The 20,665-nt window shown below is 68.6% G+C and carries 13 protein-coding genes and 1 pseudogene; 5 read left to right on the top strand and 9 right to left on the bottom strand.

The genetic code is table 11. The annotated features are described in order from the left end of the window. Positions 1-2: 2 nt before the first annotated feature. From BST12_RS14660 to BST12_RS14645, 4 genes are all read right to left on the bottom strand, one after another. Complete coding sequence (locus tag BST12_RS14660; protein WP_083113850.1) at positions 3-1,253, bottom strand: hypothetical protein; 1,251 nt, start codon at positions 1,251-1,253, stop codon at positions 3-5. Continuing rightward, the gene (locus tag BST12_RS14655; RefSeq protein ID WP_083113849.1) at positions 1,250-2,485 is read right to left on the bottom strand and encodes a radical SAM protein; all 1,236 of its coding nucleotides are present in this window, start codon (positions 2,483-2,485) and stop codon (positions 1,250-1,252) included. Before BST12_RS14655 ends, BST12_RS14660 begins: the two co-directional genes overlap by 4 nt. Before the next feature lie 117 nt (positions 2,486-2,602). Beyond that, complete coding sequence (locus BST12_RS14650; protein WP_083113848.1) at positions 2,603-3,091, bottom strand: flavin reductase family protein; 489 nt, start codon at positions 3,089-3,091, stop codon at positions 2,603-2,605. Between the two features lie 42 nt (positions 3,092-3,133). Continuing rightward, positions 3,134-4,126 carry an isopenicillin N synthase family dioxygenase gene (locus BST12_RS14645; RefSeq protein ID WP_139801690.1) on the bottom strand — a complete coding sequence of 331 codons (993 nt, stop codon included), beginning with the start codon at positions 4,124-4,126 and terminating at the stop codon, positions 3,134-3,136. Positions 4,127-4,319: 193 nt separating this feature from the next. On the opposite strand from BST12_RS14645, the gene BST12_RS14640 reads away from it, so the two are divergent. Then, a complete protein-coding gene (locus tag BST12_RS14640; protein WP_083113846.1) occupies positions 4,320-6,155 on the top strand; it encodes an acyl-CoA dehydrogenase in 1,836 nt (611 codons plus the stop codon). Between the two features lie 361 nt (positions 6,156-6,516). Here the strand turns inward: BST12_RS14640 and BST12_RS14635 are convergent, their stop codons facing one another. Further along, a complete protein-coding gene (locus BST12_RS14635) occupies positions 6,517-7,830 on the bottom strand; it encodes an acetyl-CoA C-acetyltransferase (RefSeq protein WP_083113845.1) in 1,314 nt (437 codons plus the stop codon). Between the two features lie 109 nt (positions 7,831-7,939). Here BST12_RS14635 and BST12_RS14630 point away from each other — a divergent pair, with 109 nt between their 5' ends. Together BST12_RS14630 and BST12_RS14625 are read left to right on the top strand one after the other, a co-directional pair. Next, positions 7,940-9,316 (top strand): 3-oxoacyl-ACP reductase, encoded by a 1,377-nt coding sequence (locus BST12_RS14630; protein WP_083113844.1) that lies wholly within the window; start codon positions 7,940-7,942, stop codon positions 9,314-9,316. A 19-nt stretch (positions 9,317-9,335) separates the two neighbouring features. Further along, on the top strand, positions 9,336-10,181 hold the full coding sequence (locus BST12_RS14625; protein WP_083113843.1) for a MaoC/PaaZ C-terminal domain-containing protein: 846 nt from the start codon (positions 9,336-9,338) through the stop codon (positions 10,179-10,181). Here the strand turns inward: BST12_RS14625 and BST12_RS14620 are convergent. The 3 genes from BST12_RS14620 to BST12_RS14610 are packed head-to-tail and all read right to left on the bottom strand — an operon-like array spanning position 10,135 to position 13,257. Next, the gene (locus BST12_RS14620) at positions 10,135-11,391 is read right to left on the bottom strand and encodes a chloride channel protein (protein WP_083113842.1); all 1,257 of its coding nucleotides are present in this window, start codon (positions 11,389-11,391) and stop codon (positions 10,135-10,137) included. The genes BST12_RS14625 and BST12_RS14620 overlap by 47 nt on opposite strands. A 9-nt stretch (positions 11,392-11,400) precedes the next feature. Further along, positions 11,401-12,027, bottom strand: a complete 627-nt coding sequence (locus BST12_RS14615; protein ID WP_083113841.1) for a TetR/AcrR family transcriptional regulator — start codon at positions 12,025-12,027, stop codon at positions 11,401-11,403. A 54-nt stretch (positions 12,028-12,081) separates the two neighbouring features. Then, positions 12,082-13,257 (bottom strand): glycoside hydrolase family 3 N-terminal domain-containing protein, encoded by a 1,176-nt coding sequence (locus tag BST12_RS14610; protein WP_083113840.1) that lies wholly within the window; start codon positions 13,255-13,257, stop codon positions 12,082-12,084. 81 nt (positions 13,258-13,338) lie between these two features. Here BST12_RS14610 and BST12_RS14605 point away from each other — a divergent pair, with 81 nt between their 5' ends. Both BST12_RS14605 and BST12_RS14600 read left to right on the top strand, forming a co-directional pair. After that, complete coding sequence (locus BST12_RS14605) at positions 13,339-13,512, top strand: DUF2613 domain-containing protein (protein ID WP_067373497.1); 174 nt, start codon at positions 13,339-13,341, stop codon at positions 13,510-13,512. A 9-nt stretch (positions 13,513-13,521) separates the two neighbouring features. Further along, a complete protein-coding gene (locus BST12_RS14600; RefSeq protein WP_083113898.1) occupies positions 13,522-17,655 on the top strand; it encodes a DUF3367 domain-containing protein in 4,134 nt (1,377 codons plus the stop codon). A gap of 13 nt (positions 17,656-17,668) precedes the next feature. Here BST12_RS14600 and BST12_RS34260 read toward each other — a convergent pair. Continuing rightward, positions 17,669-20,665 (bottom strand): annotated as a pseudogene (locus tag BST12_RS34260) (PE family protein); the annotation flags it as partial.

Below are 20,665 nucleotides of genomic sequence, written 5' to 3'. Positions count from 1 at the left end.
GTTCAGTCGGCGGGAGCCAGCCGCTTGGCCGAGTAGGCGGCGGTCAGATTCAGCACGAGGACTGCCACCACCGGCCATAGCGCTTCGTGGTACTGGGCCAGTAGGCCCAGTACCGAACTCAAACCGATCAACCCCGCGCTGATCACCAACTGCCCGAAGGCGATGAGGGAAATCCGCAGCGCCGGGTCGGCATCGTGGGCGATCCAGAGTTGACCGGCCGTGAAGACGCTCTGGTTGGCGATCGAGGCAAGCGCAATCACCAGGCTGATGGCGATGATGTTGGGCCACCATCCGGCCAACTGGAATCCGATGGCGACCACCGCCGCGGCGATGCTGACGAACGCACTGCCGACGAACAACCCGATCAAGCCGAATCTTTGGCGGGTCCGGTTCCACAAGGCGATTCCCGCCAGCAGCCCGACGCAGACGAACAGGACGACGGCGACGACGTTGTCGTGCTGGTCGCCCGGCGTCGCCGCGACCCGGATGCTGTAAAACGAGGACCCCAATACGACCGACCCGAAGAGCAGCTGGACAAGCAGGTAGCGGCGATACCAGCCGGTGGTTCGGACCGTCTCCCACCCGACATGCAGAAGTTTGTGCAGCCGGGGCGCCAAGTGGGCGCCGGGCACGATTTTGTGTGGCAGCGCAAGGCAAACCAGCCCCGAGATCGCCATGGCCACGGCAGCCGTCCAGAGCAAGCGGATATTGTTCGTCAATTGGTTTTCGTGGTGTACGAATGACAACGCCACCGTCGCCATGGCCGTCAACGTGGCCCCCACGCCGGCCTCGGTGAGCAGAATGTGGGCCCGGGCCGTTCGCGACGGCATAGCCGCCACCAAGTCGGCGAATGCGACGAAGGAGAAGGCCGACACCGCTCCTATCAATATCACATTGACCACAAATAGCATTCCGGCGATATTTCCGTTGCCGATAGTCGCCCATAACGCGTTGAGACCGGCCAGGACAGCCAGGAAGAACACGATAATCACCAGGCGCAAGCGCCGCGGAACGGCGGCCAAGGCCGCCGGCGCAAACACGTTCCCTATCGCGCCGCCGGCCGTGAAGGCGGGAAAGATAAGGGCCGCCATCCACAATTCGGCATGCAGTTCCGCCACCACAAAAGGCAGCACAATAGGGACATTGCCAAGCTGCAGCGCGGTCCGGTAGAAACCACTCTGCGTGATGATCAGCCAGATCACACGTCTGCTCGTGCCGTCGACCTGACCGGCCGGATGCGATGTTCCCATTATGCTCTAGCGCATGCTACTTCCTCGAGTGGCCGGGCCGGGAAACTGCGGCGGAACTTCGGCGAATCCTTGCGCAGTGCGGGCGATTCGATCAATTCAGCCATGCTGTCGGTGGATATATCTCCGATGATGATCGTCGAAAGAACACCGGAATCGAACGTGTAAACCTCGCCATTCGCGGAGATGAAGAAATGCGTCCGCGCCCGTCGGTTGACGTCTTGGCCCCAGATTCCGAGTTGCGGGTACAGCTGTTGTAATTGCCGGGCGCGTTTCCGGAAACGGCTGGTGTCCACTTGCATCCGCGCCCGCAGCGCGGGAGTCGCCCGGATGTCCCACCATTGAAAGAGCGACCAGGCCACAACGGCGTCGTACTCGCCCAGCAGCTGCGCCACAGCGTCCAGGTCGTTGATGTTCAAGTTCGTCACGGTGGTATTGATCTTGACCGGAATCGCGTAGTCGCTGCACAGCTCGAGGGTGTGCCTGACCCGCTGGAACAAATCGGCCTTGCCTTTGCGGAAACCGGCGATCACGTCTTGTTGCGAGCCGTCTACCGGAAGACCCAAATAGGAAATTTTCCCGCTGAGCGCTTCGCCCGTTTCCGCGGTAAAGCTGTATCCCACGGTGTCGATGGCAACATCGAGCCCACATTTATGGGCATGCTCGACGAACGGGAGAATATCGTCCCATTCGAGCGGGTCACCACCCGATATCACTAATTCCTCAACCCCGGCGGCGACCAGCTTTTCGACCACCCGCTTGGTGTGGCGCAACGGAAGCGTCTGGGAATTGAAAATGTTGTAACAGCCCACGCACACCAAGGGGCACCGATTGTAGATTCCCCAATTCACCTGGCTCAGCCGGCCGGAGACGGCGGACTCGGATTCCAGCAGCATTGACCGCACGCTGCGCTGGACGTCTCGGGCGCTTTTGCGCAGACCAGCAGAAAGATCGCTGTCCGGCTTCAGCGCACTGGTCAAGAGTTCGTCGGCGCGCCATAACGACGGCCGAGTGGGCATGCATTGCGCAAGGACGGTGGCAAGCTGATAACGAATGGTGTCAGTGGGTGCCACCCGAAGCTGGTCTTCAAGCTCGACCTCCAGCTCCTTGAAACCTGCGATAGTGAAGTTCTCGAAAAGCAGCCGACGGTCAAAGGCGCTGTCGCGATTGACGGACGGCTTCACCCAATCAACCGGCCGTAATAGTGCCGAGGGGACATCGCTTCGATTGATGTCCATCTCGCATGCCCTCCTGTTTGAAAGTGAAAGGAGGTTACTAAGCGGCAAAGGTTCGGCGCCACCAAAGCGCGCACATTCTTTCGCGATTCCAACAGGGCAAAGTGCACTGTTGCGGGTTCAGACGCCGAGGCGGCGGAAGACGCTGCGATGGAAAACGATGGGCGCCACCTCGGCATCCACGGTGACCTCGCTGACCCGCAGCACGACGATGGTGTGGTCCCCGGCCGGGATCAGCTGTTCGATCGCACTCTCCAACCACAGACCCGTGCCTTGGATGAACACCGCCCCGGATTCGCAGGACACCGTCTCCAGCCCGGCGAACCGGTCGCCGGTCTTGGCAGCCAGCGCGCGCGCCGCCTCGTCATGAGCCTCGCCGAGCACACTGATGCCCAGCATGGGTACGCCCTTGAGCTTTGGCCAGGTGGTCGAGATGTTCTGCACACAGAACGACACCAGCGGCGGATCCAGCGAGACTGGAACAAAGGTGCTGGCCGCCAGGCCCTCGCGAACTCCGTCGACCTCAGCCGCGATGGCCACCACCCCGGACGGGAAATGCCCGAAGGCGTCGCGCAGCGACGACGGTGTCAGCTTGCTGTTGGAGTTCATCGGACTTCATTCGCCCCTTGAGCCGAGAACGGGATTCTCGCGCTAGACCCTACCCGCTGAGTATCCATGTGCAGCAGCCACATCCGGGTGCGCTCGCAATCTGCTCTTCCAGGCGTTGCGTCCATAGACGGAGAAGATGGGATCCGACGGGTCCCGGTGCGGCACCGCGTGTGCGGCCAGTTCCGCGGGCAGGGACAGTACCGGTATCTGTGCGTCCAGTCGTGGGTTGAAGAAATAGGGCACCGAAAGCCGGTCGGTGACCCCTCGTTGCAGGTTCACCCGGTGCTCGGTTGCGCGCAGATAGCCACCGGTGGCGATTTCGAGCAACTCGCCGATGTTGACGACGAACGCGCCGTCCAGGGCGGGCACGTCCACCCAGTGATCGCCGCGCCGGACCTGCAGGCCGCGGCTGCCCGGCTCGGCCAGCAACAGCGTGAGCACGCCGGAGTCCCGGTGCGCTCCCACGCCTTGTGAGCTGGCCGCCGAGACGGGGTACCGCACGACTTTGATCAACGTGGCGGGTTCGCCGGCGAACGCCGCGTCGAACACATCGGCTGGACTGCCGAGGGCGGCCGCCCAGTGGCTGAGCAGGGTGCGGGCCACCCCGGACAGCGCGGCATCCCATTCGGCGATGACGCCGGGCAGCTCGGGCAAGGCCGTCGGCCACTGGTTGGGCCCCTGCAGCCAGAGGTAATCCGTCTTGTCCGCACCGCCGATCGGCGCGCGCTCGGGTCCGATGTCGATCTGTTCGCGCCAGTCCACCTCGCCACCGGTCAGCTCGCCGCCCAGCCGGGTGTACCCGCGGAAATGCGGGCTGCGGACCATCGCGATCGCGTCCTTGTCCGGCTGCGGCAGGGCAAAGAACCGTCGCGCCACGTCAAGCACGGCCGCGGCGAGATCGGCGGGAACATCATGGCCGGTCAAATAGAAAAAGCCCACCTCGTGGGCGGCCACCCGAAGGCTATTGCGCAACCGGCCGAAATCCGCGCGAAGATCCACTATCGGAAGGGCCGTGATGTTCCCCACAATCGTCATTGTGCACACCATCGCCCCAGGTCGCAGCGCCTGCTAGGGCAGTGATCAGGGCTGACCCAACCGGTTGGTAGAAATGTGGCTCACGCCAACTTGCGTTGAAGTATCTAGCCGATATATTTTAACAGTGTTACTGGTGGGTAACTTAGCCTGAGTACCCAACCATCATGTGGCATTCTCAACGAGGAGGACCGTAGTGAGCCACTACAAGAGCAACGTCCGCGACCAGGTGTTCAACCTGTTTGAGGTGTTGGGCGTTGACAAAGCTTTGGGTGAAGGCGAGTTCAGCGATCTGGACGTCGACACCGCCCAAGAAATGCTGGCCGAGGTCAGCCGGCTGGCCGAGGGGCCGGTCGCCGAGTCGTTCGTCGAGGGTGACCGCAACCCGCCGGTGTTCGACCCCAAGACGTTCTCGGTCACGCTGCCGGAGTCTTTCAAGAAGTCCGTCAACGCCGTGACCGACGCCGGCTGGAACAAGGCCGGCATCGACGAGGCCCTCGGCGGCATGCCGATGCCCAAGTCGCTGGTCTGGGCGCTGCACGAGCACATCCTGGGCGCCAATCCGGCCGTGTGGATGTATGCCGGCGGCGCCGGCTTCGCCAACATCCTCTACCACCTCGGAACCGAGGAGCAGAAGAAGTGGGCCATCCTGGCCTCCGAGCTCGGCTGGGGTTCGACCATGGTGCTCACCGAGCCGGACGCCGGCTCCGACGTGGGCGCCGGACGGACCAAGGCCGTTCAGCAGGAGGATGGCTCCTGGCACATCGACGGGGTCAAGCGGTTCATCACCTCGGGTGACTCCGGCGACCTCTTCGAGAACATCTTCCACCTGGTGCTGGCCCGTCCGGAGGGCGCCGGCCCCGGTACCAAGGGTCTGTCGCTGTTCTTCGTACCCAAGTTCCTGTTCGACTTCGAGACCGGCGAGCTGGGCGAGCGCAACGGCGTCTTCGTCACCAATGTCGAGCACAAGATGGGCCTGAAGGTTTCCACCACCTGTGAGCTGTCGTTGGGCCAGCACGATGTGCCCGCCAAGGGCTGGCTGGTCGGCGAGGTGCACAACGGCATCGCGCAGATGTTCGAGGTCATCGAGCAGGCCCGGATGATGGTCGGCACCAAGGCCATCGCCACGCTGTCGACGGGCTACCTGAACGCGCTGGAATACGCGAAGTCCCGCGTGCAGGGCGCCGACCTGACCCAGATGACCGACAAGACCGCACCGCGGGTGACGATCACTCACCACCCCGATGTGCGCCGGTCGCTGATGACCCAGAAGGCCTATGCCGAGGGTCTGCGTGCGCTGTACCTCTACACCGCGACGTTCCAGGACGCGTCGGTCGCCGAGGCGGTGCACGGTGTCAGCCCCGAGCTGGCGGTCAAGGTCAACGACCTGATGCTGCCGGTGGTCAAGGGCGTCGGCTCCGAGCAGGCCTACGCCAAGCTCACCGAGAGCCTGCAGACCCTGGGTGGTTCCGGCTTCCTGCAGGACTACCCGATCGAGCAGTACATCCGCGACGCCAAGATCGACTCTCTCTACGAGGGCACCACCGCCATCCAGGCGCAGGACTTCTTCTTCCGCAAGATCGTCCGCGACAAGGGTGTTGCGCTGGCCCACGTGTCGGGTCAAATCCAGGAGTTCGTCGACAGCGAGACCGGTAACGGCCGGCTCAAGACCGAGCGGGCGCTGCTGGCCAAGGCCCTCACCGACGTGCAGGCCATGGCCGCCACGCTGACCGGCTACCTGATGGCCGCTCAGGAGGACGTGACCAGCCTGTACAAAGTGGGGCTGGGTTCGGTGCGCTTCCTGATGAGCGTCGGCGACCTGGTCATCGGCTGGTTGCTGCAGCGTCAGGCCGCCGTCGCCGTGGCCGCACTGGACGCCGGTGCCACCGGTGCCGACCGGTCCTTCTACGAGGGCAAGATCGCGGTGGCATCGTTCTTCGCGAAGAACTTCCTGCCGCTGTTGACCAGCACCCGCGAGGTGATCGACACGCTGGACAACGACATCATGGAACTCGACGAGGCCGCGTTCTAGCCTGCACGTAAAGCGGTCCCCGTTCTCGAGAACGGGGACCGCTTTACGTTTACGGCCGCTCCTCGCGACACATAACGTGGGCACACGACTCGCCGCGAGGCGGGTTCCTGGGTTATATCTCGACGACTTCAGAGCGATCAAACGGGAATCAAAAAGACCGCCGCTGGATCCCCTCAGCCCAGCGGCGGCCCTTTGCGTTCGCCCGTCTCCGCTGACCGGCGGTCGATCTAGGGATTGCCCCGCGTTGCCGTCGGGGTCGGGGGGTCAGACCACAACACGGGGCTATCCGAGCATGCGGATACCCATCTGCTCGCGGCACAAACCATCCGAATCGGAAAATGATTCGCGCGTCCCAAAAAAGTCAGCCTTCAAGAATCGCGGCAACACCTTGGCCGCCGGCGGCGCAGATCGAAATCAGTCCCCGAACCGGGCCGGACCCCTTCTTTTCCGCCTTCTTCTCGGCGATCTGTTTGGCCAGCTGCGCAAGGATCCGCCCGCCGGTGGCCGCGAAGGGGTGCCCGGCCGCCAAGGACGAACCGTTGACATTGAGCTTGGTCCGGTCGATCGACCCGAGTGCGGCGTCGAGTCCAAGGCGTCCCTTGCAGTATTCCTCGGACTCCCAGGCCTGCAGGTGACACAGCACTACCGAGGCGAAGGCTTCGTGGACTTCGTAGAAGTCGAAGTCCTGCAGGCTCAGCCCATTGCGGGCCAGCAGGCGGGGCACCGCGTAGGTGGGCGCCATGAGCAGCCCGTCGCTCCCGTTGACGTAGTCGACCGCAGCGGTTTCGGCATCCACGAAGTAAGCCAGCGGAGCCAGCGAGTGGTCCTGGGCCCACTGCTCGCTGGCCAGTAGCGCCACCGAGGCGCCGTCGGTCAGCGGCGTGGAATTACCCGCGGTCATCGTCGCGTCACCGGCCTTCACACCGAAAACGGGGCGCAGCCCGGCCAGCTTCTCCACGCTGGCGTCCGGACGCAGGTTGTCGTCGCGGTAGAGCCCCAGGAACGGGGTGATCAGGTCGTCGAAGAAGCCGCGGTCGTAGGCGTCGGCCATGTTGCGGTGGCTGGCGACGGCCAGTTCGTCCTGCTCGACGCGTTTGATGCCCATCTGCTTGGCGGTGATGGCGGCGTGCTCGCCCATCGACAGGCCGGTGCGCGGTTCGCTGTTGGCGGGCAGGTCCAGCCCGAGGTTGGCCGGCAGTGCGCCCAACAGCTTCGCCCGTTGCACGTTGGACTTGGACCGGCGCACCTTCAGCAAGGTGCGGCGCAGGTCCTCACCCAGCGCAATCGGCGCGTCCGAGGTGGTGTCCACACCGCCTGCGGCGGCCACTTCATAGCGGCCGGCGGCAATGCCGTCGGCCGCCGCGATGGCGGCTTGCAGGCCGGTGCCGCAGGCCTGCTGGATGTCGAAGGCCGGCGTGTACGACGAGAGCGCGGAACCCAGCACGCATTCACGCATCAGGTTGAAGTCGCGGCTGTGCTTGAGCACCGCGCCGCCGATCACCGCACCCAATCGCTCGCCACCCAGACCGAATCGGTCGACCAGTCCGCCCAGCGCGGCGGTGAACATGTCCTGGTTGGACGCCTCGGCGTATGCGCGGTCGGATCGACCGAATGGGATACGGTTGCCGCCAAGAACGGCCACACGCCGGCTCGGCTCGGAACTTGCAGGGGCCACGTTTCTCTCCGCTAATAGGGGGTTAGTTTTTGGGGTATCCGCCTGCAGGCAATACTACTCACTGTTCTTACTCAGAAGTAAGTTCGTCCCTGACACGGAAGGCAGCCCAGTGGCCCCCAAACGCTCGCCAGATCTGATATCGCAGGTGGTCAACTCCGCACCGGGATCGTTTTTGGCCAAGCAACTCGGACTGCCCCAGCCCGAGGAACTTCGCCGCTACCGCGCGGGTGATCCGGCGCTGGACGGGCCCCTGCTGATCGGCGGGCCAGCGGACCAGCCGGGCCGCGTCGTCGAGCCGCTGCGCACCGCGCTGGACGGCGATTACGAGCTGGTGTCCAACAACCTGGGCGGGCGCTGGGCCGACAAGTTCGCCGGCCTGGTGTTCGACGCCACCGGCATCACCAAACCGGCCGGACTGAAGGCGCTGTACGAGTACTTCACGCCGCTGCTGCGCAACCTCAAACCCTGCGCGCGCCTGGTCGTCGTCGGCACCACGCCCGAAGCTGCCGCCAGCACCGACGAACGCATCGCCCAGCGTGCCCTGGAGGGCTTCACCCGGTCACTGGGCAAGGAACTGCGCAATGGGTCCACCGTGGCGCTGGTGTATCTGGCGCCGGACGCCAAACCGGCCGCGACCGGCCTGGAATCGACCATGCGGTTCATCCTGTCGGCCAAGTCGGCCTACGTCGACGGCCAGGTTTTCTACGTCGGAGCGCAAGACTCCACGCCACCGGCGGACTGGGACAAGCCGCTGGACGGCAAGGTCGCGATCGTGACCGGCGCCGCGCGCGGCATCGGCGCCACGATCGCCGAGGTGTTGGCCCGCGACGGCGCCCGCGTCGTCGCGATCGATGTGGAGTCGGCCGAAGAAGCCTTGGCCGAAACCGCCAACAACGTCGGCGGTACCCCACTGTGGCTGGATGTGACGGCCGAAGATGCCGTGGAAAAGATCACCGAGCACCTACGCGACCACCACGGCGGGCGGGCCGACATCCTGGTCAACAATGCCGGCATCACTCGCGACAAGCTCCTGGTGAACATGGATGACGCGCGCTGGGATGCCGTCCTGGCCGTGAATTTGCTTGCGCCGCTTCGCCTTACCGAGGGCCTGGTAGCCAACGGCACCCTCGGTGAGGGCGGCCGGGTCATCGGTCTGTCGTCGATCGCCGGCATCGCGGGCAACCGCGGGCAAACGAACTACGGCACCACCAAGGCCGGGATGATCGGCATCACCCAGGCGCTGGCACCCGAGCTGGCGAAGAAGGGCATCACGATCAACGCCGTCGCACCGGGATTCATCGAGACCCAGATGACCGCGGCCATTCCGTTGGCCACCCGCGAGGTGGCCCGCCGGATGAACTCGCTGCATCAGGGCGGCCAGCCGGTCGACGTCGCCGAGACCATTGCCTACTTTGCCAGCCCGGCTTCAAACGCGGTGACCGGCAACGTCATTCGCGTCTGCGGTCAGCAGATGCTGGGCGCCTAGCCTTTCCAGGGGGAACACCGTGAACCAGCCAAGCGGCCTGAAGAACCTGCTGCGTGCGGCGGCCGGGGCCTTGCCGGTGATACCGCGCGGCGACAAGCTGCCCGACCGCACGGTGACGGTCGAGGAACTGCCCATCGACCACACCAATGTGGCGGCCTATGCGGCGGTCACCGGCCTGCGCTACGGCAACACCGTTCCGCTGACCTATCCGTTCGCATTGACGTTCCCGTCGGTGATGTCGCTGGTGACCGCCTTCGACTTCCCTTTTGCCGCAATGGGTTCGGTGCACATGGAGAACCACATCACGCAATACCGGCCGATAGCGGTCACCGACACCGTGGGGGTGCGGGTGCATGCGGAGAATCTGCGCGAACACCGCAAGGGTCTGCTGGTCGACATAGTTACCGACGTGAACGTGGGCAACGACACCGCTTGGCATCAGGTGACCACGTTTCTGCACCAGCAGCGCACCAGCCTGTCCGACGAGCCCAAACCCCCGCCGCAAAAGGAGCCCAAGCCGCCTCCGCCCTCCACCGTGCTGCGGATCACGCCCAGCCAGATCCGCCGCTATGCCGCCGTCAGCGGCGACCACAATCCCATCCACACCAATCCGGTGGCCGCCAAGATGTTCGGGTTCCCGACCGTCATTGCGCACGGAATGTTCAGCGCCGCAGCGGTATTGGCCAACATCGAGGGCCGGTTTCCCGATGCGGTGCGGTATTCGGTGCGGTTCGCCAAACCGGTGGTGCTGCCGGCTACCGCCGGGCTCTACGTCGAAGAGAACGAAGGTGGCTGGGATCTGGCACTGCGCAACGTTTCTAAGGGTTACCCGCACCTGACCGGTACCGTTCGACCGCTGCCTTGAGCCGGTCCGCCGCAACGGCGGTAACCAGGAAAAGCAGCAGCAGCCAGATCGGGGGGCGGGCCAGCTCCCAGACGAAGATCGCCGCCCAGACCGGGGAGCCCTGAGTGACGGCGAGCACGCCGGCCGCACCGGCCAGCGAGACCGCCGGCACGTGCAGGTGTGTCCCGGCGGCCGAGTTGATGGCCAGCACCAATAGCGATCCCGCCGCGGCGCCGGTGGCCAGCGACGGCGTCAGCATTCCGCCGGCTCCGCCGGCTCGCAGGAACAGCGCGGTCAGCAGCGGTTTGAGCACCAGGATCACCGCCGCCGCCGACAGCGTCATGCCCGAGGCGAGGCTGACGGTGAGAATGCTTTTGCCGTTGCCGGGAAGTTCGGGCCACCAATGCGAGCAGATGCCGGTCAGCAGGCCCGCGGCCGCAAGCGCGGGGATCAGGACCCAGGACCGCAGCAGGCGAGCCGGGCGCGCTGCGGCCATGATCCGGTTGAAGGCCAACCCCACCGCCATGGCCAGCGGCGCCAGCAGCAGCCCGTGAGCCGTCAGCAGATACGTCGATTCCACGCTGGGCCAGTCGAGTTCGGGGCGATCGTGGGTGACGGCTGAACCGATCGCGACGGCCAGACTGGAAGTGATCAACGCCGCCCCCACCGCGCGTGGCTGCCAGCTGTGCAGCACGATCCGCAGCGCGAAAAGCGCACCCGCCAGCGGAACGGCGTAGACCGCACCCAGGCCGGCCCCCGCGGCGCAGGCGAGCAGGATCTCCCGGTCGCCGGGTGACAGCCGTTTCAGCCAGCCGGTAGCCAAATCGCTTAGGGCCGCGGCGAATTGGCGTGGTGCCCCTTCCCGGCCCAAGGATGCGCCGGAGCCGACCAGCACCACTTGCAGCATGGCGTCGATGCTCCAGGTCAGCCGTGGTACTCGCGCATGACTCACGATGGTGTGGTCCAGCGGCGGCACGTCGGCGCGGCGGCGCAGGATCCACCAGCCCAGCGCGGCCACGGCCCCGCCGATCATCGGGCCCACGGCGCGGCGGACCGGACTGCTGCCGCTGACACCGCCGAGCAGTGAGCCGAAGGTGTAGTGGTAGGTGAGGTGCTCGACGAAGCGCAGCACAACCGTCGTCGACAATCCCGCGACCCCCGCCAGCAGGCCGACTATGACAACTGCGCAAAAGAAGTCCAGGTTCCGATGGGAGGCGGGCAATTCAGTCACGGCGCGAATTTAGCCGGTAGCGGCGCCCCGGCCGACGTCGCGATCAGCCGGCGTGCCCTTGAGACCGAGCCAGAACAGATCGATCATCAACTCGGCCGCCTCGTCCACACCGGTGTCGCCGGCGCTGACCCGGGTGGCCACCGCTTCACCGGCCCCCACCAAAGCGACTGCCATCATTTCGATTTCGGCGTCGGAGCGGGGGCTGCGGGTGCCGGCTCGCACCAGCCCGGCCACCAGGTCGATGATCTGCTCACGGCCCTCGCGCACGGTCTGGGCGAACGCCTGGGAGCTGGTGGCCTGGGTGTACATCACGATCCACGATGCCCGGTTCTCGTCGATGTAACGCAGGAACGAGACAATAGTGTTGCGCAGCAAGTCTTTTGGGCTCTGAGTGAAGTCGATGTCGGCGCGTACCCCGTCGATGAACCTGCTCATCTCTCGGTTCAGGCAGGCACCGAACAGGTCCTCCTTCGAGCCGTAATAGAGGTAGAGCATGGGCTTGGAGATCTGCGCCTCGGCGGCGATCGCGTCCATCGAGGTCTCGTGGTAGCCGTTGACCGAGAACATCTGCACGGCGGCGTCGAGCATCTGCTGCTCGCGGACGGCTCGGGGTAGCCGCTTGGTACCACCTGCCATTTGTCGTGCGCCTCTCTAGCCCGTCTATCTGACTCTAGAGTAAGCGCCCGCTCGCTAGCGTCCGCAGCTTCGGCCCGGACCCTTCATGGTCGCCACCCGCACCACCGACTGGTCGATCGCAGGCGCTTGCAGTTCGCCCGCGTTCAGCGCTTGCTCCAGCCGGTCCAGCACCGCGGGCACCTCTTTGGTGGTGACCCACAGCGCGATATCGGTGCCCGCCTGCAAGGTGCGCAGCACCGCCTCGGTCACGCCGAACCGGTCGGAGATCGCGGCCATGCTGGACACGTCGTCGCTGAACACCGGGCCGTCGAAAGGCGGCGCCCCATAACCGGTTCCGGTACGCAGCAGTTGCACGGCGGCCGGACTCAGGCTGGCCGGATCGGAGCCGGTCAATCCCGGGACCTGCAGATGACCGATCATCACTGCGACCGGGGTCTGGGTCACCAGCGTGCGGTAGGGCACCAGATCGTTGGCCACCAGATCACCCAGTGGCGGCGTGCTGACTCCGCCGGTGTGCGAATCACCCGAGCCGTGCCCGTGGCCGGGGAAATGCTTGAGCACCGGCAACAACCCGGCGTCGCGCAAACCCTGCGCGTAGGCCCCGGCGTAGGCGGTGACCTTCGCCGGGTCCGAGCTGAACGATCGGTCGCCGATGACGGTGTCGTCCGGGGCGTCGCTGACATCGACCACCGGGGCGAAGTCGACGGTGATGCCCAGTTTGCGCATCGCCTCGCCGCGCTGGCGGGCCAGGGCGCGAACCTGGTCGACGGTCTGGGTCTGCCCCAAAACCCGCGCCGACGGCGAGGTTCCGATGATCGACTTCAGCCGGGATACCCGCCCGCCCTCCTCGTCGACGCTCACGGCCAGCGGCAGCGGGCCCGCGCTGTTGATGATGTCGGTCAGCGCGCCGTTGTTGAACATCGACAGGTCGGTCCAGCCGCCGATCATGATGCCGCCGACGTGATAGGTGCTGACCACGGCCTTGGCATCGGCGCCGTCCTGCACGCCCACCATCAGCAGTTGGGCCAGCTTGTCGCGGGTCGACAACGCCGCCGGAACCGCCGTCGGCTCGGCGCACACGGGCGGCACGGCAGCGGCCATGGGCGTGGGGCTACTGGACGACGCAGTCGTCGTCGAGGAAGGCGGTGCGGTCTTGGTGCCGCCGTGTCCGCAGGCCGCCACCAGTGCCGATACCGTGGCGAGCACAGCCAGGGTGCGCGGGAAAGACATCCGGCAATGCTGTCACGGCGGTATTGCGCCGCTCGGCTTGGGTCGCGCGAGCCGGAAAGGCTCTTCTGCTAGGTTGGCGCTATGAACCGGATCATCGCGCCCGCCGCTGCGAGCGTGGTGGTTGGTCTCCTATTGGGTGCGGCTGCGATCTTCGGGATCACCCTGATGGTGCAGCAAGACACCAAGCCGCCGTTGCCCGGCGGCGATCCGTCATCCTCAGTGCTCAACCGGGTCGAGTACGGCAACCGCAGCTAACAATCGATGGTGGCGCCGCTTTCGCGCCGGTGGCTGGTGCTCGTCGCCGCGGTCGCGCTGGCGCTGACCTTCGCTCAAGCCCCCGGCCAGATTTCTCCGGACACCAAACTCGACCTCACCGCCAATCCGCTGCGCTTTCTGGCCCGCGCGACGAACCTGTGGAACAGCGAGCTGCCGTTCGGCCAGGCGCAGAACCAGGCCTACGGCTACCTGTTTCCGCACGGCACCTTCTTTCTGGTCGGCCATCTGCTGGGGGTGCCGGGCTGGATCACTCAGCGGCTGTGGTGGGCGCTGCTGCTCACGGTCGGATTCTGGGGGCTGTTGCGGGTCGCCGAGGCACTCGGGATCGGCAGCCCGGCGTCGCGCGTCCTGGGTGCGACGGCGTTCGCGCTGTCGCCGCGGGTGCTGACCACGCTGGCGTCGATCTCGTCGGAAACGCTGCCGATGATGCTGGCGCCGTGGGTGCTGTTGCCCACCATCCTGGCGTTGCGAGGGACTCGATCTGTCCGGGTACTGGCCGCCCAGGCCGGGCTGGCGGTGGCGTTGATGGGGGCGGTCAACGCCATCGCAACGGCTGCGGCGTGTCTGCCGGCGGTGATCTGGTGGGCCTGTCACCGGCCCAACCGGCGGTGGTGGCGCTACACCGCGTGGTTGCTGCCCGCGGTAGCGCTGGCGGTGCTGTGGTGGGTGGTGGCGCTGGCCGAGCTGCGCGGCATCAGCCCGCCGTTCTTGGACTTCATCGAATCCTCGGGCGTGACCACGCAATGGTCCTCGCTGGTGGAGATGCTGCGTGGGATCGACAGCTGGACACCGTTCGTGGCGCCCAACGCCACCGCGGGGGCGCCGCTGGTGACCGGTTCGGTGGCGATCCTGGGCACCTGCCTGGTCGCCGCGGCCGGATTGGCCGGCCTGGCCAGTCGGGGCATGCCGGCCCGCGGCCGGCTGGTGACGATGCTGCTGGTCGGGGTGGTGTTACTGGCGGTCGGCTACAGCGGCGGGCTGGGTTCGCCACTGGCCCACCAGGTGCAGGCGTTCCTGGACGCCGCCGGCACGCCGCTGCGCAACGTGCACAAGCTGGGCCCGGTGGTGCGGATCCCGCTGGTGCTGGGCTTCGCGGAACTGCTGGGCAAGGTGCGGCTGCGCCTCATCGCCCACCCGGAGCGTGACAAACGGGTCGCGGTCGGAATCGTCGCGCTGGTCGCGCTGATGGTGAGTACCTCGCTGGCCTGGACCGGCCGGCTCACCCCGCCCGGCACGTTCAGCGCGATACCGGGGTATTGGCATGAGGCCGCCGACTGGCTCAGCGCACACCGCAACGGGCGGGTCCTGGTGGTGCCGGGTGCGCCGTTCGCGACCCAAATCTGGGGGAACAGCCACGACGAGCCGCTGCAGGTGCTCGGCGACAGCGCGTGGGGGGTGCGCGACTCCATTCCGCTGACCCCACCGCAAACCATCCGGGCGCTGGATTCGGTGCAACGCCTATTAGCTTCCGGACGGCCGTCGGTAGGGCTGGCCGATACCCTTGCCCGCCAAGGCATTTCGTTCATCGTGCTGCGCAACGACCTGGACCCCGAGACGTCGCGCTCGGCCCGCCCGATCCTGGCGCACCGCACCATCGTGGGATCGCCGGGCCTGGCGAAAGTGGCCGAATTCGGCGCGCCGGTGGGGCCGGGTGCGGTGGCGGGGTTCGTGTCCGACAGCGGACTGCGGCCCCGCTATCCGGCGGTGGAGATTTATCGCGTCGAGGTGGCCGGCCATCCCGGCTCGCCGTACTTCGCCGAAGCCGACCGGCTGTCTCGCGTCGACGGTGGTCCCGAAGTGCTGCTGCGGCTCGACGAGCGGCGGCGGCTGCTGGGCCAGCCTTCGCTGGGCCCGGCTCTGCTGACCGCCGACGCGCGCGCGGCCGGGTTGCCAACGCCGCTGGTTACCGTCACCGACACGCCGGTCGCCCGGGAAACCGACTACGGCCGGGTCGATCACCATTCGTCGGCGATCCGCGCGGTTGGGGACGCCCGGCACACCTACAACCGGGTGCCCGACTACCCGGTTCCGGGCGCCGAGCCGGTTGTCGGCGGCTGGACCGGGGGCCGCATCACGGTGTCGAGTTCGTCGTCGGATTCCACCGCACTACCCGATGTTGCCCCGGCGACCTCTGCGGCCGCGGCGATCGACGGCGACCCGGCGACCTCGTGGGTGTCCAGCGCGCTGCAGTCCGCGGTCGGGCAGTGGCTGCAGGTCGATTTCGACCACCCGGTGACCAACGCCGTGCTCACCCTGACGCCCAGTGCCACGGCCGTCGGCGCTCAGGTCCGCCGCATCGTTGTCGAAACGGTAAACGGCAGCACCACGCTGCGGTTCGACGAGGCCGGCAAGCCGCTGACCGTCGCGCTGCCCTACGGCGAGACGCCGTGGGTACGGGTTACCGCGGCCGCCACCGACGACGGGTCGGCCGGTGTGCAGTTCGGGATCACCGACCTGAGCATCACCCAGTACGACGCGTCCGGGTTCGCCCACCCGGTGCAGCTACACCACACCGTGCTGGTGCCCGGGCCGCCGCCGGATGCGGCCATCGCCGAGTGGGATCTCGGGTCCGAACTGCTGGGCAGGCCGGGCTGCGCGTCGGGGCCCGACAGTGTGCGCTGCGCGGCATCCATGGCGCTGGCCCCCGAGGAGCCGGTCAACTTCAGCCGCACCCTGACCGTGCCGAAGCCGATGTCGGTGACCCCGACGGTGTGGGTACGGCCACGCCAGGGGCCGAAGCTGGCCGATTTGATCGCCGAGCCGAATACCACTCGCGCTTCAGGTGATTCGGATTCGGTCGAAGTGCTCGGTTCGGCCTATGCGGCCACCGACGGCGATCCGGCCACCTCGTGGACGGCGCCCCAACGCGTGGTACAGCACAAGACCCCACCGACGCTGACGCTCACCTTGCCGCACCCCACCGAGGTCACCGGGCTGCGGCTGGCGGCCAGCCGGTCGGCGCTGCCGGCCCATCCGACGATGGTGGCCGTCAACCTGGGCGACGGGCCGCAGATCCGCGCGCTGCAACGCGGCTCCGAGCCGCAGACGTTGACGTTGGCGCCCCGGGTCACCGACACCGTGACGCTCAGCCTGCTCGACTGGGAAGACATCATCGACCGCAACGCGCTGGGCTTCGACCAGCTCAAGCCGCCGGGCCTGGCCGAAGTCGTGGTGCTCGGACCGGGCGGTGCCGCGGTGGCGCCGGCCGACGCGGCCCGCAACCGCGGGCGCGCGGTGAGCGTCGACTGCCAGCACGGCCCGGTGATCGCCGTAGCGGGCCGGTTTGTGCACACCTCGATCCGCACCACGGTGGGCACGCTGCTGGACGGGGCGCCGGTTCCGGCCGTCGCGTGTGACCGCGACCCGATCGCGCTGCCGGCCGGCCAGCAGGAGTTGCTGATCAGCCCCGGTGCGCAATTCGTCGTCGACGGCGCCGAGTTGACGGCTCCCGGTTTTGTTGAATTGCCGAGTGCAGCAACGGATTCCGCTGTTATCGACGCTTGGGGGCCGGACCGGCGCGAAGTGCGGGCGCCCGCGTCGGACCGGTCCCGGATACTGGTCGTGCCCGAAAGCATCAACCCGGGCTGGCAGGCGCGCACCAGCGCCGGGGTCCGGCTGCAGCCGGTCGCGGTCAACGGGTGGCAGCAGGGGTGGCTGGTGCCCGCCGGGAGCGCGGGCACCATCACGCTGACGTTCCCCGCCAACACGGTGTACCGGACGGGACTGGCGGTCGGGCTGGCGTTGCTGCCGCTGCTGGTGTTGCTGGCGTTGTGGCGGCGCAGGGCGTCGTGTGACGATCCCGCGGCTGCCCCTTGGGCTCCCGGCGGCTGGGCCGCGCTCGGCGTGCTGGCGGCCGGCGCCCTGATCGCCGGTCCGGCCGGGGTGGTGGTCATGGGCGCCGCCCTGGGGCTGCGGTATGTGCTGCGCGACCGAGAGCGGTTGCGCGACAACGTCACCGTGGCGTTGAGCGCGGGCGGGCTGATTCTGGCCGGGGCGGCGCTGTCCCGCCATCCGTGGCGGTCGGTGGACGGGTATGCCGGGCATGCCGCGATTGTTCAACTGCTGGCATTGATTTCCGTTGCAGCCGTTGCGGTCTCGGTGATTCGGCTGCGCCGGAGCTAGGCTCGATTTTTCGTCAGGCTGGTCCCCCCGCCCCGCCGTCACCGGCGGTGCCGCCGGGTCCGCCGTCGCCGGGCTCGATACCGACGGGACCAGTACCGGGACTGCCGTTGCCGCCTCCGGTGCCGTTTCCGCCGACGTTGGTGGCAGACGGCCCGCCGTCACCGCCGGCTCCGCCATTGCCGCCTTTCCCGCCGGCGCCGCCGCTGCCGATGCCGGCGCCCAGGCCGCCGTCACCGCCGGCCCCGCCCGGCGCACCATCGCCACCGTCGCCCCCGGCGCCCACGCCAACACTCTTGCCGATGAAGTTGCCGGCGCCGCCAGTGCCGCCGGCGCCGCCAGTACCGCCCTGACCGCCTGCTCCACCGTTGCTGAAACCGCCGCCGGAGTCACCGCCGGCCCCGCCCACGCCCGCGCTGCCGCCCTGACCGCCTTTGCCCCCGGTGTCGACCGCGGACGGCCCGCCGTCGCCGCCGAGTCCGCCGTTACCAGCGTTACCGCCGCTACCTCCGCTGCCGCTGCCACTGCCGCCCCGGCCGCCCGCGCCACCGGAGCCGCCCGCGCCGCCACTGCCGCCGACGCCGCCGACACCGGCGGGGTTGATGTTCTCAGCGCCGGCACTGCCGTTACCGCCGTTGCCCGCGTCGCCGCCCTTGCCGCCATTGCCGCCGCCGGTTTCGCCGACGCCTGCGCCACCGGCCCCACCTGCGCCGCCATTGCCGCCGGCCCCGCCAGCCGCGCCGTTTCTGCCGTCGAAGGCCTGCGCGGACGCGCCGGCGGGACCGCCGTTGCCGCCGTGCCCACCCGCGGCGCCGTGTCCGCCGGTGCCATCGGCACCGTTGGTATCTCCGACCCCGCCGACCCCAGCCGCGCCACCGGCCCCACCGACGCCGCCGTTGCCGCCGGCCCCGCCGGCGGCGTCTTGCAGCGCTTTGCCGCCTTCGCCGCCGTTGCCCGAAGCGCCGCCGTTCCCGCCGTTACCACCGCTACCGGCGATTGCCCCGTTCCCGCCGTTGCCGCCGGCCCCGCCAGCGCCACCCGTTCCACCGTCGCCGCCAGCTCCGCCGGCAGCATTGAATGGATCCTCACCACCGTTGCCCCCGTTGCCCGAGGCGCCGCCGGTTCCGCCGTTACCACCATTGCCGCCGGCCCCGCGCGCACCGTCATGGCCTGAAGCCGCCAGGGCCACGCCGCCGGCTCCGCCGTTGCCGCCGGCCCCGCCGGCACCTCCAACTCCGCCGTCGCCGCCGCGTTGACCGTTCACCTGCGGGACGTCACCGTTGGCACCGCTGACGCCGTCGCCGCCGGTACCGCCGTCGCCGCCCGTACCGCCGCGCCCGCCGTTGCCGCCATTGCCGGCGTCGGTGCCGCCCCGGCCACCGATCCCGCCGTTACCGCCCGTCCCGGCGGCGCCGCCGTCACCGCCGGACGCGCCCGGTTGGTTTCCCGGAGTTCCCGGGGTCCCGGCCGCGCCGTTCCCGCCGTTGCCGCCGTTGCCGCCGTTGGCGTTGCTGACCCCCATCAACCCGGAAGCACCCTGAGTCGAGCCGGCGCCGCCGGTGCCGGCGGCCCCGCCCAAGCCCGCGTTGCCGCCACTGCCGCCAGTCCCGCCGGCGCCACTGTTGAATCCGGTTACTCCCGTTGCGCCATTGCCGCCGTCACCTGGAGCGCCGCCGGCGCCGCCGCTGCCGCCGGCCCCGCCGGCGCCGCGCGTGCCGGTGTGACCGGTTGCCGCGAGCGCCGCACCGCCGGCCCCGCCATTGCCGCCGGCGCCGCCGCCACCGCCGTTCCCGCCGTCGCCGCCGGCTTGCCCGTCGGCGCCGCCGGTGGTCGCGTTGGCGCCGGTAGCGCCGTTGCCCCCGGCTCCGCCGCGGCCGCCATTGCCACCATTGCCGCCGGCACCGCCATCGCCGGCGCCGGTACCGCCGCGGCCGCCCGCGCCGCCATTGCCACCGGCGCCGCCAGCTACGCCGTTGCCGCCGGATGCGCCGGTCGTGGTCGGTGAGGTGCCGTTGGTGCCGAGCGCACCATTACCGCCGTTGCCGCCGTTGCCACCGTTGGCGGTACTCAGTCCCGACAGGCCTGAGAGTCCCGGAGTCGAGCCGGTACCACCGGCCCCGCCGGCGCCACCCAAGCCCGCGTTGCCGCCGTTGCCACCAGCGCCACCTGCGCCGGCGTTGACTCCGGCCGCTCCATTGGCGCCGTTGCCACCAGTACCGGGAGTGCCGCCGGCGCCGCCATCGCCGCCGGCCCCGCCGGTCCCGCGGCTCCCCGCATGACCCGACGCCGACAGCGCCGCTCCGCCGGCCCCGCCGGCGCCCCCGGCTCCGCCGGCGCCGCCGGTGCCGCCATCACCGCCGGCCTGCCCGACATCACCGGCCGTTGTGGCGTTCACGCCGGAGGCGCCAGTGCCCCCCGCCCCGCCGCGGCCACCGTTGCCGCCGGCACCACCGTTGCCGCCATTGCCGCCGTCGCTGCCGCCATGCCCGCCGGCCCCGCCATGACCGCCGGCTCCGCCGCTACCGCCCACGTCGCCGGATGCCCCGGTTGTGGTCGGCGATGCGCCCACGTCGCCGGTAGCGCCGTTGCCCCCGTTGCCGCCGTTGCCGCCGTTGGCGGTGCTGGGCCCGGACAGTCCCGATAGGCCCGGGGTCGAGCCGGCACCTCCGGCCCCGCCGGCCCCACCGGCGCCGGCATTGCCGCCATTGCCGCCATTGCCTCCGGTCGCGCCGTTTCCGCCGGTGACGCCGGTCGCGGCGGCGCCGTTGCCACCGTCACCGGGAGCACCGCCGGCGCCGCCGTCGCCGCCGGTCCCGCCGGCCCCGCGCAAGCCGGCGTGTCCGGACGCCGAAAGTGCCGCCCCACCGGTCCCACCGCTGCCGCCGGCACCCCCGACGCCACCGGCGCCGCCGTCGCCGCCGTCCTGGCCGTCGCCACCTGCGGCTGTGGCGCTGGCACCGTTTGCGCCGTTGCCGCCGACGCCGCCCCTGCCGCCGCTGCCGCCCTTGCCGCC

It is taken from the genome of Mycobacterium angelicum, from assembly GCF_002086155.1.
GTDB classification, from domain to species: Bacteria; Actinomycetota; Actinomycetes; order Mycobacteriales; family Mycobacteriaceae; genus Mycobacterium; species Mycobacterium angelicum.
Note: the sequence above shows the minus strand (reverse complement) of the source record. Positions and strands in the feature narration are given on the sequence as shown.

Coding starts and splice junctions, on each gene's coding strand:
- BST12_RS14655 (WP_083113849.1), bottom strand. CDS start 2,485: ATGGACATCAATCGAAGCGATGTCCCCTCGGCACTATTACGGCCGGTT.
- BST12_RS14650 (WP_083113848.1), bottom strand. CDS start 3,091: ATGAACTCCAACAGCAAGCTGACACCGTCGTCGCTGCGCGACGCCTTC.
- BST12_RS14645 (WP_139801690.1), bottom strand. CDS start 4,126: ATGACGATTGTGGGGAACATCACGGCCCTTCCGATAGTGGATCTTCGC.
- BST12_RS14615 (WP_083113841.1), bottom strand. CDS start 12,027: ATGGCAGGTGGTACCAAGCGGCTACCCCGAGCCGTCCGCGAGCAGCAG.
- BST12_RS14610 (WP_083113840.1), bottom strand. CDS start 13,257: ATGTCTTTCCCGCGCACCCTGGCTGTGCTCGCCACGGTATCGGCACTG.
- BST12_RS14605 (WP_067373497.1), top strand. CDS start 13,339: ATGAACCGGATCATCGCGCCCGCCGCTGCGAGCGTGGTGGTTGGTCTC.